Genomic DNA, 13,721 nt, shown 5'->3' on the forward strand with positions numbered 1-13,721 from the left:
CAGAATTAAGTTCCACTATACGGAATTCAAGTGACCGACCCGGATCCCGGTTCGCTGCCCAGCCTGCACGTGCTCGTCCGCCGCGAGGACGTGGATCCCGGGCGGCTGCGCGGACGCGTGGTGGTGGTGGTCGACGTGCTGTTCGCGACCTCGACCATCGTGCGCGCGCTCGACGCCGGCGTGGCCTCGGTCTACCCGGCGCGTGACGACGAAGATGCACGTGTCGCCGCCCGGCAGCGCCCGGGCGCGGTGGTTGCCGGCGAATACCTTGCGCGCACCTTGCCCGACCATGCCCCCGCCACGCCGCTGGCGCTGGCTGCGCGCCTGCGCGACGGCGGCGAACTGGTCTACTTCACCACCAACGGCACCCGTGCGATCTCGGCCTGCAGCGACGCGGGCGCGGTCTATGCCGGTGCATTGACCAACGCCGCAGCGCTGGCGCGCCACATCGCCCGCGTCCACCCGGGCTGGCCGGTGCTGCTGGTGTGCGCGGGCTCGCTGGGGCGTTTCAGCCTGGAGGATTTCATTGGCGCGGGCCACCTGGTGCGCGCGCTGCGGGGGTGCGCCGACTACGCGGCGAGTGACGCGGCGCTTGCGGCCGAATACGCCTGCGCCGGCACGGAGCCGGCCGCGGCGCTCGCCCGTTCGCGGGTCGGTCGGATGCTGGCGCGGGCGGGGTTGGACGAAGAGATCGCGCACGCGGCGTCCTGCGATTCGTGCGACGTGGTGCCGGTGCTGCGCGACGGCGTGCTGGTGAGGGCGGCGGCGTGAGCGGTGCGTCGCCGCTCCCGACGGTCGAGGCCGGCGCCGGTCGCCTGCGGGCGTGGCTGCGCGCGCACCTGGAGGGCTTCGACGGCGAACTGCAGTTCGACCGCCTCGGCGGCGGGCGCTCCAACCCGGGCTGGCGCCTGCGCAGCGCACGTCGCGACTGCGTGCTGCGCGCGCGCCCCGGTCCGCGCACGCAGTTGCTGCCGTCCGCGCACGCGATCGAACGCGAATTCCGGGTGCAGCGGGCGCTGGCCGGCAGCGGCGTGCCGGTTCCGGCGGTGCACGCGCTGTGCGAGGACGAGACGATCATCGGCGCCGGCTTCTACGTGATGGACTTCGTCGACGGCGACATCTTCCGCGAACAGTCCCTGCCGGGCCTGTCGCGCGATGCGCGCGGCGCGCGCTATGACGCGATGAACGCTTCGATCGCCACCCTGCACACGCTCGACGTGGATGCGCTGGGACTGGGCGACTACGGTCGCGGCGGCAGCTACTTCGAGCGCCAGATCGCCCGCTGGACGCGCCAGTACGCGGCCAGCCGCGACGGCGAAGTCGCGGCAATGGAGCGGCTGATCGCGTGGCTGCCGGCGCATGTGCCGCGCGAGCACGATGAGCCGGTGGTGCTGGTGCATGGCGACTTCCGCATCGACAACCTCGTGTTCGCCCGCGACGAGCCGCGGCTGCTGGCGGTGCTGGACTGGGAGCTGTCCACGCTCGGCCATCCGCTGGCCGATTTCGGCTACCACGTGATGAGCTGGCACATCGCGCCTGGCTTCCTCGCCGGCCTCGGCGGCCTCGACCTCGACGCGCTCGGCATCCCCGGCGAGGACGACTACGTGCGCGCCTACGAGCGCCGCACCGGATCGAGCGTCGGCGGGCACTGGGACTTCTGCCTGGCCTACAACCTGTTCCGGCTCGCCGCGATCCTGCAGGGCGTGGCCGCACGCGCGCGCGCCGGCATGGCGACCGACCCGGACGCGCTGCGCTTCGGCGCGCAGGTGCCGATGCTGGCCGAACTCGGCTGGCGCTTCGCGCAGCGCGCCGGGACGGGCGCGTGATCCTGGCGCAGGCATCGATCTTCCCTTCCTTCCCACACCGCAAGGTGCAGGCACCGACATGGCCGTAACCCGTACATCGCGCGACGACATCGCCGTCATCACCTTCGACAGCCCGCCGGTCAACGGACTGGGCCTGGACATCCGCCGCGGCCTGGCCGAAGCGCTGGCTGCGGCCAATGCCGATGACACGGTCGCAGGCATCGTCATCACCGGCGGCGGCCGCGTGTTCTCGGGTGGCGCCGACATCAAGGAGTTCAACACCCCGCGCGCCACGCAGGCGCCCAACCTGCACGATCTGATCGCGGCGGTGGAAGCCAGCGCCAGGCCGGTGGCGGTCGCCATCAACGGCACCGCGCTGGGCGGCGGGCTGGAGCTCGCGCTCGGCGCCCACTATCGCGTGGCGCACGCGAAGGCCGAGGTCGGCCTGCCCGAAGTGAAGATCGGCATCCTGCCCGGCGCCGGCGGGACACAGCGTCTGCCGCGCGTGGTCGGACTGGAAACCGCGCTGAACATGATCGTGTCCGGCGCGATGGTGCCCGCCGCGCGGCTCGAAGGCACCGCACTGTTCGACCGCGTGGTCGAGGGCGACGTGGTCGAGGCCGCGATCGAACTGCTCAAGGACAGGATCGCCGCAGGCCAGCCGCACCCGCGCGTGCGCGATCGCAGGGTCGAGCACGACGATGCGCAGGGCTTCCTCGCCTGGGCGCGCATGGGCGTGGCCGCGGCTTCGAGGAATTTCCCGGCGCCGCTGCGCTGCGTGGATGCCGTGGCCGCCTCGCTCAAGCCGTTCGACGAGGGCATCGCGGTCGAACGCGAGGGCTTCACCGTGCTGGTGGATTCCCCCGAATCGCGCGCGTTGCGCCACGCCTTCTTCGGCGAGCGCGCCGCCAGCAAGATCGAAGACGTCGGCCCGGACGTGCAGCCGCGCCCGATCGAGCGGGTCGGCGTGGTCGGTGCCGGCACCATGGGCAGCGGCATCAGCATGAACTTCCTCAACGCCGGCATCCCGGTGGCGCTGGTGGAGACCACGCAGGAGGCGCTGGATCGCGGCCTGGACACGATCCGCCGCAACTACGAGAACAGCGCGAAGAAGGGCAAGCTCACCGCCGAACAGGTCGAGCAGCGCATGGGACTGATCACGCCCTCGCTGTCCTGCGACGCGCTTGCCGACGCCGACCTCGTCATCGAGGCGGTGTACGAGGAGTACGAGGTCAAGCAGGCGGTGTTCGCCAAGATCGACGCCGTGGCCAGGCCCGGCGCGATCCTCGCCACCAACACCTCCACGCTCGACGTGGACAGGATCGCGGCCTTCACCAGCCGCCCGCAGGAGGTGCTGGGCCTGCACTTCTTCAGCCCGGCCAACGTGATGCCGCTGCTGGAGGTGGTGCGCGGCGGCAAGACCGCGAAGAACGTGATGGCCACCGCGATGGCGATGGCCAAGCGGATCCGCAAGACCGCGGTGGTGTCGGGGGTGTGCGACGGCTTCATCGGCAACCGCATGATCGAGCAGTACGCGCGCCAGGCCGGCTTCCTGCTCGACGAGGGCGCGCTGCCGCAGCAGGTCGACCGCGCGATCGAGGCGTTCGGCTTTGCGATGGGGCCGTTCCGGATGGGTGACCTCGCCGGCAACGACATCGGCTGGGCGATCCGCAAGCACCGCTACCTCGAGCGCCCCGGCATGGTCTACGCGAAGAACGCCGACCTGCTGTGCGAGATGGGCCGCTACGGCCAGAAGACCGGCAAGGGCTGGTACGACTACGTGCCGGGCGACCGCACGCCGCGGCCCTCGGCCGAGGTCGAGGCGATGATCGTCGGGCAGTCGAAGGCGCAGGGCATCGCGCGCCGCGCGATCGGCGACGAGGAGATCGTCGAGCGGCTGCTGTACGCGCTGGCCAACGAAGGCGCGCGCATCCTCGAGGAGGGCATCGCCGCGCGTGCCTCCGACATCGACATCGTCTACCTGTCCGGCTACGGCTTCCCGGTATGGCGCGGCGGGCCGATGTTCCATGCCGACCAGGTCGGCCTCTACAACGTGCTCGCGACGATGCACCGCTACGCGCGCGGCCACCGCGGCGAGGCCTGGGAGCCGGCGCCGCTGCTGGTCGAACTGGCCGAATCCGGCCGGTCCTTCAACGATCCGGTTGCGCGCCCGCGCGCCGCCGCCGCGTGAGGTCTCCCGTGAAAGAAGCCGTCATCGTCTCCACCGCGCGCACCGGCCTGGCCAAGAGCTGGAAGGGCGCGCTCAACCTGACCCACGGCGCCACGGTCGGCGGCCACGTGGTGCGCCATGCGGTCGAGCGCGCTGGCATCGATCCGGCCGAGGTCGAGGACGTGGTCATGGGCTGCGCGTGGCCCGAGGGCGCGACCGGCAGCAACATCGCGCGCCAGGCCGCGATCCGCGCCGGGCTTCCGGCGAGCGTGGCGGGCGCCACGGTCAACCGCTTCTGCGCCTCCGGCCTGCAGGCGATCGCGCAGACCGCCCAGCGCATCGTCGCCGGTGAGGGCGATGTGTTCGTGGCCGGCGGCGTGGAGTGCATCTCCACGGTGCAGAACACGATCAACCAGCACATGCTGGAAGACACCTGGATGCAGCGGCACTACCCGGCGATCTACATGCCGATGCTGCACACCGCCGAGAACGTGGCCAAGCGCTACGGCATCGACCGCGAGCGCCAGGACCGCTACGGCGCCGAAAGCCAGCAGCGCGCCGCCGCGGCGCAGGCGGCCGGACGCTTCGACGAGGAGATCGTGCCGATCACCGTGCGCATGGCCGTGGCCGATCCGGCGACGAAGGCGATGGGCACGCGCGAGGTCACGCTGTCGGCCGACGAAGGCGTGCGCGCCGATACCACCTACGAAGGCGTGTCGGGGATCCGCTCCGCAATCCCAGGCGGCGTGATTTCCGCGGGCAACGCCAGCCAGTTCTCCGACGGCGCGTCCGCGTCGGTGCTGATGTCGGCCGATGCCGCGCAGCGCAGGGGACTGCAGCCGCTGGGCGTGTTCCGCGGCTTCGCGGTGGCGGGCTGCGACGCCGACGAGATGGGCGTCGGGCCGGTGTTCGCGGTGCCGAAGCTGCTGAAGAGCGCGGGACTGACCGTCGACGACATCGGCCTGTGGGAGCTCAACGAGGCGTTCGCGGTGCAGGTCCTGTACTGCATGGACAGGCTCGGCATCCCGCACGAACGGCTCAACGTCAATGGCGGCGCGATCGCGGTCGGGCATCCCTACGGCGTCAGCGGTGCGCGCCTGGTCGGGCACGCGCTGATCGAGGGCCGGCGCCGTGGCGTGAGGCACGTGGTGGTGACCATGTGCGTCGGCGGCGGCCAGGGCGCGGCGGGACTGTTCGAGGTCATGTGACGCCATGGCCGGACTGCTCGTTTCGCGCGAAGACCTGCGCTTCCAGCTGCACGACTGGCTGGACGTGGACGCACTGACGCAGGCGCCGCGCTTCGCGGCGCATTCGCGCGAGACCTTCGATGCGGTGCTGGACGGCTGCGAGCGGCTGGCGGAAGACGTGTTCGCGCCGTGCTACCAGGCGGCCGACCGGGAGGAGCCGCAGTACGACGGCGACCAGGTCACGGTGCATCCGCAGGTTGCCGAGGCGGTGCGCGCCTTCGCGGCAAGCGGCCTGGTCGCAGCGACGCACGATGAATCGGTGGGCGGCATGCAGTTGCCGGTCGTGGTGCACGCCGCGGCGCTGGCCTACCTGTACGCGGCCAACATCGGCGCCTGCGCCTATCCGGCGCTGACCATGGGCAACGCCTCGCTGCTGCTGGCGCACGGCACGCCGGCGCAGGTCGACACCTTCGCCCTGCCGCAGCTGCGCGGGGAATGGACCGGCACCATGTGCCTGTCGGAGCCGCAGGCGGGCTCGTCGCTGTCGGACATCGCCACGCGCGCCGAATACGAGTGCGAATCGCCGCTGGGGCCGCAGTACCGCGTCAGCGGCCGCAAGATGTGGATCTCGGGCGGCGAGCACACCATCCTCGGCAACATCGTCCATCTGGTGCTGGCCAAGGTGCCGGACGCGGACGGCAGGCTGCCGCACGGGACGCAGGGGATTTCGCTGCTCGTCGTGCCGCGCGTGCTGCCCGGTGTCGATGGCGGCGCGGGCGAACGCAACGACGTCAGTCTCGCCGGCATCAACCACAAGCTCGGCTACCGCGCCACGGTGAACTGCGCGCTCAACTTCGGCGAAGGACGGTTCCGGCCCGGTGGCCGCGCCGGCGCGGTCGGCTACCTCGTCGGCAGGCCCGGCGAGGGCCTGGCCTGCATGTTCCACATGATGAACGAGGCGCGCATCGGCGTTGGCCTCGGCGCGGCGGCGCTGGGCTACACCGCCTACCTGCACGCACTGGACTATGCGCGCAACCGCCCGCAGGGGCGTCTGCCGGGGCCCGCCGGAAAGGACGCATCGCAACCGCAGGTGGCGCTGGTCGCGCATGCCGACGTGCGCCGCATGCTGCTGGCGCAGAAGGCGTATGCCGAAGGCGGGCTGGGCCTGGTATTGCTGTGCGCGAAGCTGGTCGACGAGGCCAGCATCGCGCGCGAGGCAGGCGACGCGAAAGCCGTCGCATCGTGCAGCCGGCTGCTCGGCATCCTCACGCCCATCGCCAAGAGCTGGCCTTCGCAGTGGTGCCTGGCCGGCAACGACCTCGCGATCCAGGTGCACGGCGGCTACGGCTACACGCGCGACTACAAGGTCGAGCAGTTCTGGCGCGACAACCGGCTCAACGCGATCCACGAGGGCGCGCACGGCATCCAGGGCATCGATCTGCTCGGGCGCAAGGTGGCGATGGACGATGGCGCGGCGTTCGCGGCGTACTGCAGGCTGGTCCAAGCCACCATCGATCGTGCCCGCACGGGCGCACACATCGAGGACGCGGAGCGGCTGGCCGCACGCCTCGATCGCCTGCGCGAAGTCACCGCGCGCCTGCTCGCCGTCGCCGACCCGGTGGCGCGGCTGGCCAACGCCAGCGCCTATCTCGAGGCCTTCGGCCACGTCACCGTCGCCTGGGTCTGGCTGGACCAGGTGCTGGCGCTGGGCGACCGCGACGACGACTTCGCGCGCGGCAAGCGACAGGCCGCGCGCCATTTCATCGCCTGGGAACTGCCGCGCGTGGACGCGTGGCTGGACCGCCTGGCCGACAACGACGACACCGCGCTCGCCATGCGCGACGAATGGTTCTGAAGGAGATACGCATGCCATCCCACCGGACATTGTTCGACCTCGATGGCCGCGTCGTCCTCGTCACCGGCGGATCGCGCGGGCTTGGCCTGCAGATCGCGGAGGCGCTGGGCGACTACGGCGCCAGCGTGATGATCTCCGCGCGCAAGCAGGCCGAACTCGACGCCGCGCTGGCGCAACTGCGCCAGCGTGGCATCCGCGCCGAGGCCTTTGCCGCCGACATCGGCAAGCCCGAATCGGTTGCAGGCCTGGTCGACGCCACGCTCGCCGTCTTCGGCCACGTCGACATCCTGGTCAACAACGCCGGCACGAGCTGGGGCGCGGACGCGGCCGACTATCCGCTCGAGGCCTGGGACAAGGTCTTCGACCTCAACGTGCGTGGCCTGTTCCTGCTGACGCAGCAGGTGGCGAAGCGCTCGATGCTACCTCGCAGCCGCGGGCGCATCATCAACCTCGCTTCCGTCGCCGGCCTGCGCGGCAACGGCGGCAACGCGCTGAAGACAGTCGCCTACAACGCCTCCAAGGGCGCGGTGGTCAACCTGACCCGCGCGCTCGCGGCGGAGTGGGGCGGCCACGGCATCACCGTCAACGCCATCGCGCCGGGATTCTTCCCCTCGAAGATGAGCCAGGGCGTGATCGATGCGCTCGGCGAAGAGGCGCTGATGGGCAGCGCGCCGCTGCGCCGGCTCGGTGGCGACGGCGACCTCAAGGGCGCTGCGCTGCTGTTCGCGTCCGACGCCGGCGCACACATCACTGGGCAGGTATTGGCCATCGATGGCGGGTACACGGCGGTATGAGTGCGTCCACGCTGGCCATGGGTACGCTGCGCGGCAAGGTCGCCGTGATCACCGGCGCCGGCTCGGGCTTCGGTCGCGAGTTTGCGCGTACCGCCGCGCGCGCGGGCATGGCGCTGGTGCTGGCGGACGTGCAGGCCGACGCGCTGTCGGGGACGGTCGCCGAACTCGAAGGCGAGGGGGCCGAGCTGATGCACCGGCGCCTGGACGTGGCCCGGGGCGAGGACATGCACACGCTTGCGCACGATGCCTGGGCGCGTTTCGGTGCGGTGCACCTGCTGTTCAACAACGCCGGCGTTGGCACCACCGGACTGCTGTGGGAATCCACCGAGCAGGACTGGGACTGGGTGCTGGGCGTGAACCTGTGGGGCAGCATCCACGGCGTTCGCGCCTTCGTGCCGCGCATGCTGGCCGCCGCGCACGAGAATGCCGGATACCGGGCGCACGTGGTCAACACCGCATCGATGGCGGGGCTGGTCGATCCGCCGCTGACCGGCCCCTACAACGTCGCCAAGCACGCGGTGGTGTCGCTGTCGGAAACCCTGCACCAGGACCTGTCGCTGGTCACGCGCCAGGTCGGCTGCTCGGTGCTGTGTCCGTCGTGGGTGGCCACCGGCATCGCCCATTCCGACCGCAATCGGCCGGCGCAGACGCCTTCGACCACGCGCGCTGCCGCGCTGGGCCGCGCACTGGTCGAGCAGGCAGTGGCGTCGGCCAGGCTCACCGCAGCCGACGTCGCGCGCCTCACCTTCGATGCCGTCGCCGCGCGCCGCTTCTGGATCCTGCCGCACCCGCAGGCGCTCGACGGCGTGCGCGCCCGCATCGATGCGCTGCAGGCCGGCGACGCGCCTCCCGATCCCTACGCCGCGATGCCGCAGCTGCGGCAGCAGCTGGTCGACGCGCTGCGCGCGCCCTGAACTCCACGGAGACCGAATGGACCTCAACTTCAGCCCCGACGAACTCGCCTTCCGCGACGAGGTACGCGCCTTCATCGCTGTGCACCTGCCCGACGATATCCGCGACCGTGTGCGCCGCGGCGACGAGGGCGACACCGAACGCGATCTTCGCCGCTGGCAGCAGATCCTGCACGCGCAGGGCTGGGGCGCGGCGATGTGGCCGGCCGAGCACGGCGGCACCGGCTGGGACAAGACCCGCCAGTACCTGTTCGAGCTCGAATGCGCCGCCGCCGACGCGCCAATCCAGTTGCCGTTCGGCCTGAAGATGGTGGCGCCGGTAATCATGCGCTACGGCTCGCAGGCGCAGAAGGAGCGCTTCCTGCCGCGCATCCTCGACGGCAGCGACTGGTGGTGCCAGGGCTATTCCGAACCCGGTTCGGGCTCGGACCTCGCCTCGCTCAAGACCCGCGCCGAGCGCGATGGCGACCACTACATGGTCAACGGCCAGAAGGCCTGGAACACACTCGGCCAGTACGCCGACTGGATCTTCTGCCTGGTGCGCACCGACCCGGCGGCCAAGCCGCAGCGCGGCATCAGCTTCCTGCTGGTCGACATGAAGACGCCCGGCATCCGCCTGCAGCCCACGCGACTGCTCGACGGCCGCTTCGAAGTCAACGAAGTGTTCTTCGACAACGTGCGCGTACCGGTCGGGAACCTCGTCGGCGAGGAGAACGCCGGTTGGACCTACGCCAAGTTCCTGCTCGGCCACGAGCGCACCAACATCGCCGGCATCGGCGCCAGCCGCCGCGAGCTGGCGCGGCTTGGGCGCATGGCCGGCGAACTCCGCCGCGACGGCGCGCCGCTGGCCGACGATCCACTGTTCGCCACGCGCATTGCGCAGGTGGCGCTGGAGCTCAAGGCGCTTGAGGTCACCAACCTGCGCGTGATCTTCGCCGAGGCACGCCAGCAGGCGCCGGGGCCGGAGGCGTCAATGCTCAAGGTCCGCGGCACCGAGATCCTCCAGCGCATCAGCGAACTGCAGGTCGAGGCGCTCGGCGCGAAGGCACTGGCGTTCGACGGCGACGGCGAGGACGTGCCGCGCGCGGTCGGCAACTACATGAACCTGCGCAAGCTCAGCATCTACGGCGGATCCAACGAGATCCAGCGAAACATCATCGCGCAGATGGTCCTCAATCTCTGACGGGAACGACGCATGGATTTCTCCTTCACCGAAGAGCAGCAGATGCTGCAGGACTCGATCCGGCGCTACATGGAATCGGGATATTCGCTCGAGCACCGCGCGAAGATCCTCGCCAGCGGGGAAGGCTGGTCGCAGCGCAGCTGGCGCGACCTGGCCGAGCTGGGCCTGCTGGCGCTCGACATCGACGAAGCCGACGGCGGCATCGGCGCCGGGCCGGTCGGCACGATGCTGGTCTCGCAGGCCACCGGCGCAGGCCTGTTGGTCGAGCCGTTCCACTCCAGTGCGATCCTCGCCACGCGCGTGGTCTCGCTGCTCGCACGGGGCGAACGCCGCGCACGCCTGCTCGACGCGTTGGCCTCAGGCGAGGCGATCGCGGTGCTCGCCCACGACGAAGCCGGCGGCTGGGCACAGCCGCTCGCGACGGAAGCCATCGTCGAGGGCGACGGCTGGCGCCTGCGCGGCGACAAGGCCGGGATCTACCACGCGCCGATGGCGCGCTGGCTGCTGGTCACCGCGCGCACGGACGATGGCTGCGGCGTGTTCCTGGTCGAGCGCGAGGCCGATGGCGTGCGCCTGCAGCCGGTGCGCACCGTCGACGGCCAGCGCGCCGCAGACATCGCCTTCGATGTCCGACTCGGCCCCGATGCGCGGCTGGGCGATGGCGACGCCAGCGCTGCGCTCGACGAAGCGCTCGACCGCGGCATCGCCGCGCTGTGCGCCGACGCGGTGGGCGTGCTCGACCGCATCCTCGCCGCGACCGTGCAGTACAGCCGCGATCGGGCCCAGTTCGGCACGCCGATCGGCCGCTTCCAGGCGCTGCAGCACCGCATGGCCGACATGTACATGCAGGTCGAGCAGGCGCGATCGATGACCTACTTCGCCACCTCCGCCTGCCTGCAGGACGACGCGCACGCCAGGCGCGAGGCGGTCTCCGGCGCCAAGGTGATCGTCGGCCAGGCCGCACGCAGCGTCGGGCAGGAGGCGGTGCAGCTGCACGGTGGCATGGGCATGACCGACGAGCTCGACGTCAGCCACTGCTTCAGGCGCCTGCTCGCCTTCGAGCTGCGCATGGGCACCACCGACGACCACATGCGGCTGTACCGGCGTCTCGCGCCGGCGCAGGCCGCCCAGGGGAGGGAACACACGCCAATCGCGGGACGCGGCACAGCAAGGGAATCCGGGCGCCACGCCATGGGCGCGGGCCGTGAGGGCGGGTTCTCCACATCCAGTCTGCTTGGGAGGGTAGATCCATGAATCGCAACAAGAAGAATCGCAACATGCTGGCCTGGTCGGTCGCGGCCGTGCTGGCGGGTTTCGCCACCGCTGCCGCGGCGCAGGACGATGCGCGTGCGCAGTCGCAGCCAACGCGGGCGCGCGACAGCGCGCCGACCACGCTCGACGCGCTGATAGTCACCGCGCAGAAGCGCGAGGAGGCGCTGCAGGACGTGCCCATCACCATGAGCGTGCTGCCCGAACAGCTGCTGCAGGACGCGGGCGTTCGCGACATCAAGGAGATGCAGCACCTGGTCTCGGGCATGAGCGTCACCAGCACGGCCTCGGAAAGCCAGACCACGGTGCGCCTGCGGGGCGTTGGCACGGTGGGCGACAACCCGGGCCTGGAATCGTCGGTGGGCGTGGTGATCGACGGCGTATACCGTCCACGCAACGGCGTGGGCTTCGGCGACCTCGGCCCTGTCGAGCGGGTGGAGGTGCTCAAGGGCCCGCAGGGCACGGTGTTCGGCAAGAACACCTCGGCCGGCCTGGTGAACGTCGTGACCCGGGCGCCGTCCTACAGCCAGAGCGCGGAAGCCGAGATCACCGCCGGCAACTACGGCCTGTTCGGCGTCTCGGCCAGCTACAACGACGCGATCAGCGACAAGGCCGCTTTCAGCCTCTACGGGGTCAAGCGCTGGCGCGACGGCTTCCTCGATGTCGAGACCGGGCCGGGCCCGCGCACCAGCCGCGAGGACAGCGACCTTGATTTCCACGGCCTGCGTGGCCAGCTGCTGCTCGAGCCGACCGACAGCCTGCGCATCCGCATGATCGCCGACTTCGCCAGCCGCACCGAGGAATGCTGCGCGGCGGTCACCACCACGCGCGGCCCCACCGCCGACATCGTCGATGCGCTGGCCGGTGGCGCCGGGGTCATTGCCGTTCCCGACCCCTCGCGCCGCCTGGCCTACAGCAACGACATCACCCGCCAGTCGGTGGAGGACAAGGGCTGGTCGGTACAGGTCGACTGGGACACGCCGTGGATGGGCGATGCCACCCTGACCTCGATCACCGCGATGCGCGACTGGACCAACCTCAACTCCGGCGACCTCGACTTCACCACGGCACCGATCTGGGTCCGTCCCTACGGCGCCGGCGAGAACGATGTCGGCTTCGAGACCTTCAGCCAGGAATTCCGGCTGACGGGGTCGAGGGAGCGGGTGGACTGGATGCTCGGCGTATTCCATGCCGACGAGGACCTGGTGCGCAACGACAGCATCAGCATGGGGAGCGCCTACGAGCCGTATCTGTCGATCGCGTTGATCAACAACATCGCCAACTCGTTCCCGGCCGGGCTGGTGAACACCGGCAATCCGTTCCTGTTCCTGTCGCAGGCCGCGGGCCGTCCCTTCGGCACCACGTTCACCGGCGGCGGCAGCCACGACCACTTCGAGCAGAATGCGCGCAGCACCGCGCTGTTCACCAACAACGTCTGGCACGCCACCGACGCGCTCGACATCACCCTGGGCGCGCGCTACACCGACGAGCGCAAGACGCTGCGCTCGACGCTGTCCAATCCCAACGGCGGCATCGGCTGCTTCAACGGGCTGACCAATCCGGCGCAGGTGGGCGCGGCGCTGGCCGGGCGTGGGGTGCCGGGGGCGTACATCGCCGGCCTGGTGCCGACCGTGATCGGCTACATGTGCCTGCCGTGGAGCAACGTGCAGCACCATGGCCGCGACACCTGGCAGGAGCGCGAGGAGAAGGAGTGGTCGGGCACGCTGCGCGCGTCCTACCGCTGGAACGAGCGGTTCATGACCTATGCCTCGGCAGCGCGGGGCTACAAGTCAGGCGGCTTCAACCTTGATCGCGTGCAGTCGGCCGATGGCCTGTCCTCGGGCGCGGCCGGCATCACCCCGGTCGACGACACCTCGTTCCCGGGCGAGTTCGTGGACAGCTACGAGATCGGCGCGAAATCGACCCTGGCAGGCGGCAACCTGCTGTTCAACGCCGCGCTGTTCCAGCAGACCTTCACCGACTTCCAGCTCAACAGCTTCCTCGGCACCAGCTATGTCGTGCGCTCGATCCCGGAACTCGTGAGCCGTGGCCTGGACCTGGACCTGATGTGGCAGACGCCGGTCGACGGCCTGTCGCTGCAGGGCGGGGCGACGTACCTGGACGCGGAGTTCGGCAGCGACCTGCTGCCAGACGACGACCTGGTGCTGCTGCCCGGGGCGACGCCCGGGTTCATGCCGCGGTGGCAGGCGAATGCGTCATTGACCTACGAGTGGGACGTCGCCGACAGCCTGATGGCCCGCACCTACCTGGGCGCGCGCTACACCGGTGACCACAACACCGGATCGGACCTGGATCCGCAGAAGTTCCAGGAGGCCTACACCGTGGTCGACGCGCGCCTGGTGCTGGGTTCGCGCAACCGGCGCTGGGCGGTCGAGTTGTGGGGTCGCAACCTCACCGACGAGACCTACAGCCAGGTCGGCTTCGATGCGCCGATCCAGACCGGCTCGTGGAACGCCTTCCTCGGTGCGCCGCGCACCTATGGCGTGACCCTGCGCGTCATGTACTGAGCCTGCGGAAGTGCATGCG

The 13,721-nt window shown here is 70.6% G+C and carries 10 protein-coding genes; all 10 read left to right on the forward strand.

Going from position 1 to position 13,721, the window contains the following annotated elements; genetic code table 11:
• The first annotated feature begins 30 nt into the window (after positions 1-30).
• From ACW5DW_RS10480 to ACW5DW_RS10525, 10 genes are read left to right on the forward strand one after another with little or no spacing between them, the layout of a single operon-like run.
• Positions 31-771, forward strand: coding sequence for a 2-phosphosulfolactate phosphatase (locus ACW5DW_RS10480; RefSeq protein ID WP_457018781.1), 741 nt, complete (start codon positions 31-33; stop codon positions 769-771).
• Positions 768-1,826: a phosphotransferase family protein gene (locus tag ACW5DW_RS10485; protein WP_457018782.1), complete on the forward strand. Its 1,059-nt coding sequence runs from the start codon at positions 768-770 to the stop codon at positions 1,824-1,826. The genes ACW5DW_RS10480 and ACW5DW_RS10485 overlap by 4 nt, the downstream gene beginning before the upstream one ends.
• A gap of 58 nt (positions 1,827-1,884) precedes the next feature.
• Positions 1,885-3,996, forward strand: coding sequence for a 3-hydroxyacyl-CoA dehydrogenase NAD-binding domain-containing protein (locus ACW5DW_RS10490; RefSeq protein ID WP_457018783.1), 2,112 nt, complete (start codon positions 1,885-1,887; stop codon positions 3,994-3,996).
• Positions 3,997-4,004: 8 nt separating this feature from the next.
• Entirely contained in the window at positions 4,005-5,183 is a 1,179-nt protein-coding gene (locus ACW5DW_RS10495) for an acetyl-CoA C-acyltransferase (RefSeq protein WP_457018784.1), read from the forward strand.
• Positions 5,184-5,187: 4 nt separating this feature from the next.
• A complete protein-coding gene (locus tag ACW5DW_RS10500) occupies positions 5,188-7,017 on the forward strand; it encodes an acyl-CoA dehydrogenase (protein WP_457018785.1) in 1,830 nt (609 codons plus the stop codon).
• 11 nt (positions 7,018-7,028) lie between these two features.
• Complete coding sequence (locus tag ACW5DW_RS10505) at positions 7,029-7,811, forward strand: SDR family oxidoreductase (protein ID WP_457018786.1); 783 nt, start codon at positions 7,029-7,031, stop codon at positions 7,809-7,811.
• A gap of 17 nt (positions 7,812-7,828) precedes the next feature.
• Positions 7,829-8,725 (forward strand): SDR family oxidoreductase, encoded by an 897-nt coding sequence (locus tag ACW5DW_RS10510; RefSeq protein WP_457018787.1) that lies wholly within the window; start codon positions 7,829-7,831, stop codon positions 8,723-8,725.
• Positions 8,726-8,741: 16 nt separating this feature from the next.
• Positions 8,742-9,905, forward strand: a complete 1,164-nt coding sequence (locus ACW5DW_RS10515; RefSeq protein WP_457018788.1) for an acyl-CoA dehydrogenase family protein — start codon at positions 8,742-8,744, stop codon at positions 9,903-9,905.
• Between the two features lie 12 nt (positions 9,906-9,917).
• Positions 9,918-11,159 carry an acyl-CoA dehydrogenase family protein gene (locus ACW5DW_RS10520; RefSeq protein WP_457018789.1) on the forward strand — a complete coding sequence of 414 codons (1,242 nt, stop codon included), beginning with the start codon at positions 9,918-9,920 and terminating at the stop codon, positions 11,157-11,159.
• Positions 11,156-13,702 carry a TonB-dependent receptor gene (locus ACW5DW_RS10525; RefSeq protein WP_457018790.1) on the forward strand — a complete coding sequence of 849 codons (2,547 nt, stop codon included), beginning with the start codon at positions 11,156-11,158 and terminating at the stop codon, positions 13,700-13,702. The genes ACW5DW_RS10520 and ACW5DW_RS10525 overlap by 4 nt, the downstream gene beginning before the upstream one ends.
• Positions 13,703-13,721 lie beyond the last annotated feature (19 nt).

The organism is Luteimonas sp. A482 (genome assembly GCF_054072655.1).

Coding starts and splice junctions, on each gene's coding strand:
- ACW5DW_RS10490 (WP_457018783.1), top strand. CDS start 1,885: ATGGCCGTAACCCGTACATCGCGCGACGACATCGCCGTCATCACCTTC.
- ACW5DW_RS10500 (WP_457018785.1), top strand. CDS start 5,188: ATGGCCGGACTGCTCGTTTCGCGCGAAGACCTGCGCTTCCAGCTGCAC.
- ACW5DW_RS10505 (WP_457018786.1), top strand. CDS start 7,029: ATGCCATCCCACCGGACATTGTTCGACCTCGATGGCCGCGTCGTCCTC.
- ACW5DW_RS10510 (WP_457018787.1), top strand. CDS start 7,829: ATGGGTACGCTGCGCGGCAAGGTCGCCGTGATCACCGGCGCCGGCTCG.
- ACW5DW_RS10515 (WP_457018788.1), top strand. CDS start 8,742: ATGGACCTCAACTTCAGCCCCGACGAACTCGCCTTCCGCGACGAGGTA.
- ACW5DW_RS10520 (WP_457018789.1), top strand. CDS start 9,918: ATGGATTTCTCCTTCACCGAAGAGCAGCAGATGCTGCAGGACTCGATC.
- ACW5DW_RS10525 (WP_457018790.1), top strand. CDS start 11,156: ATGAATCGCAACAAGAAGAATCGCAACATGCTGGCCTGGTCGGTCGCG.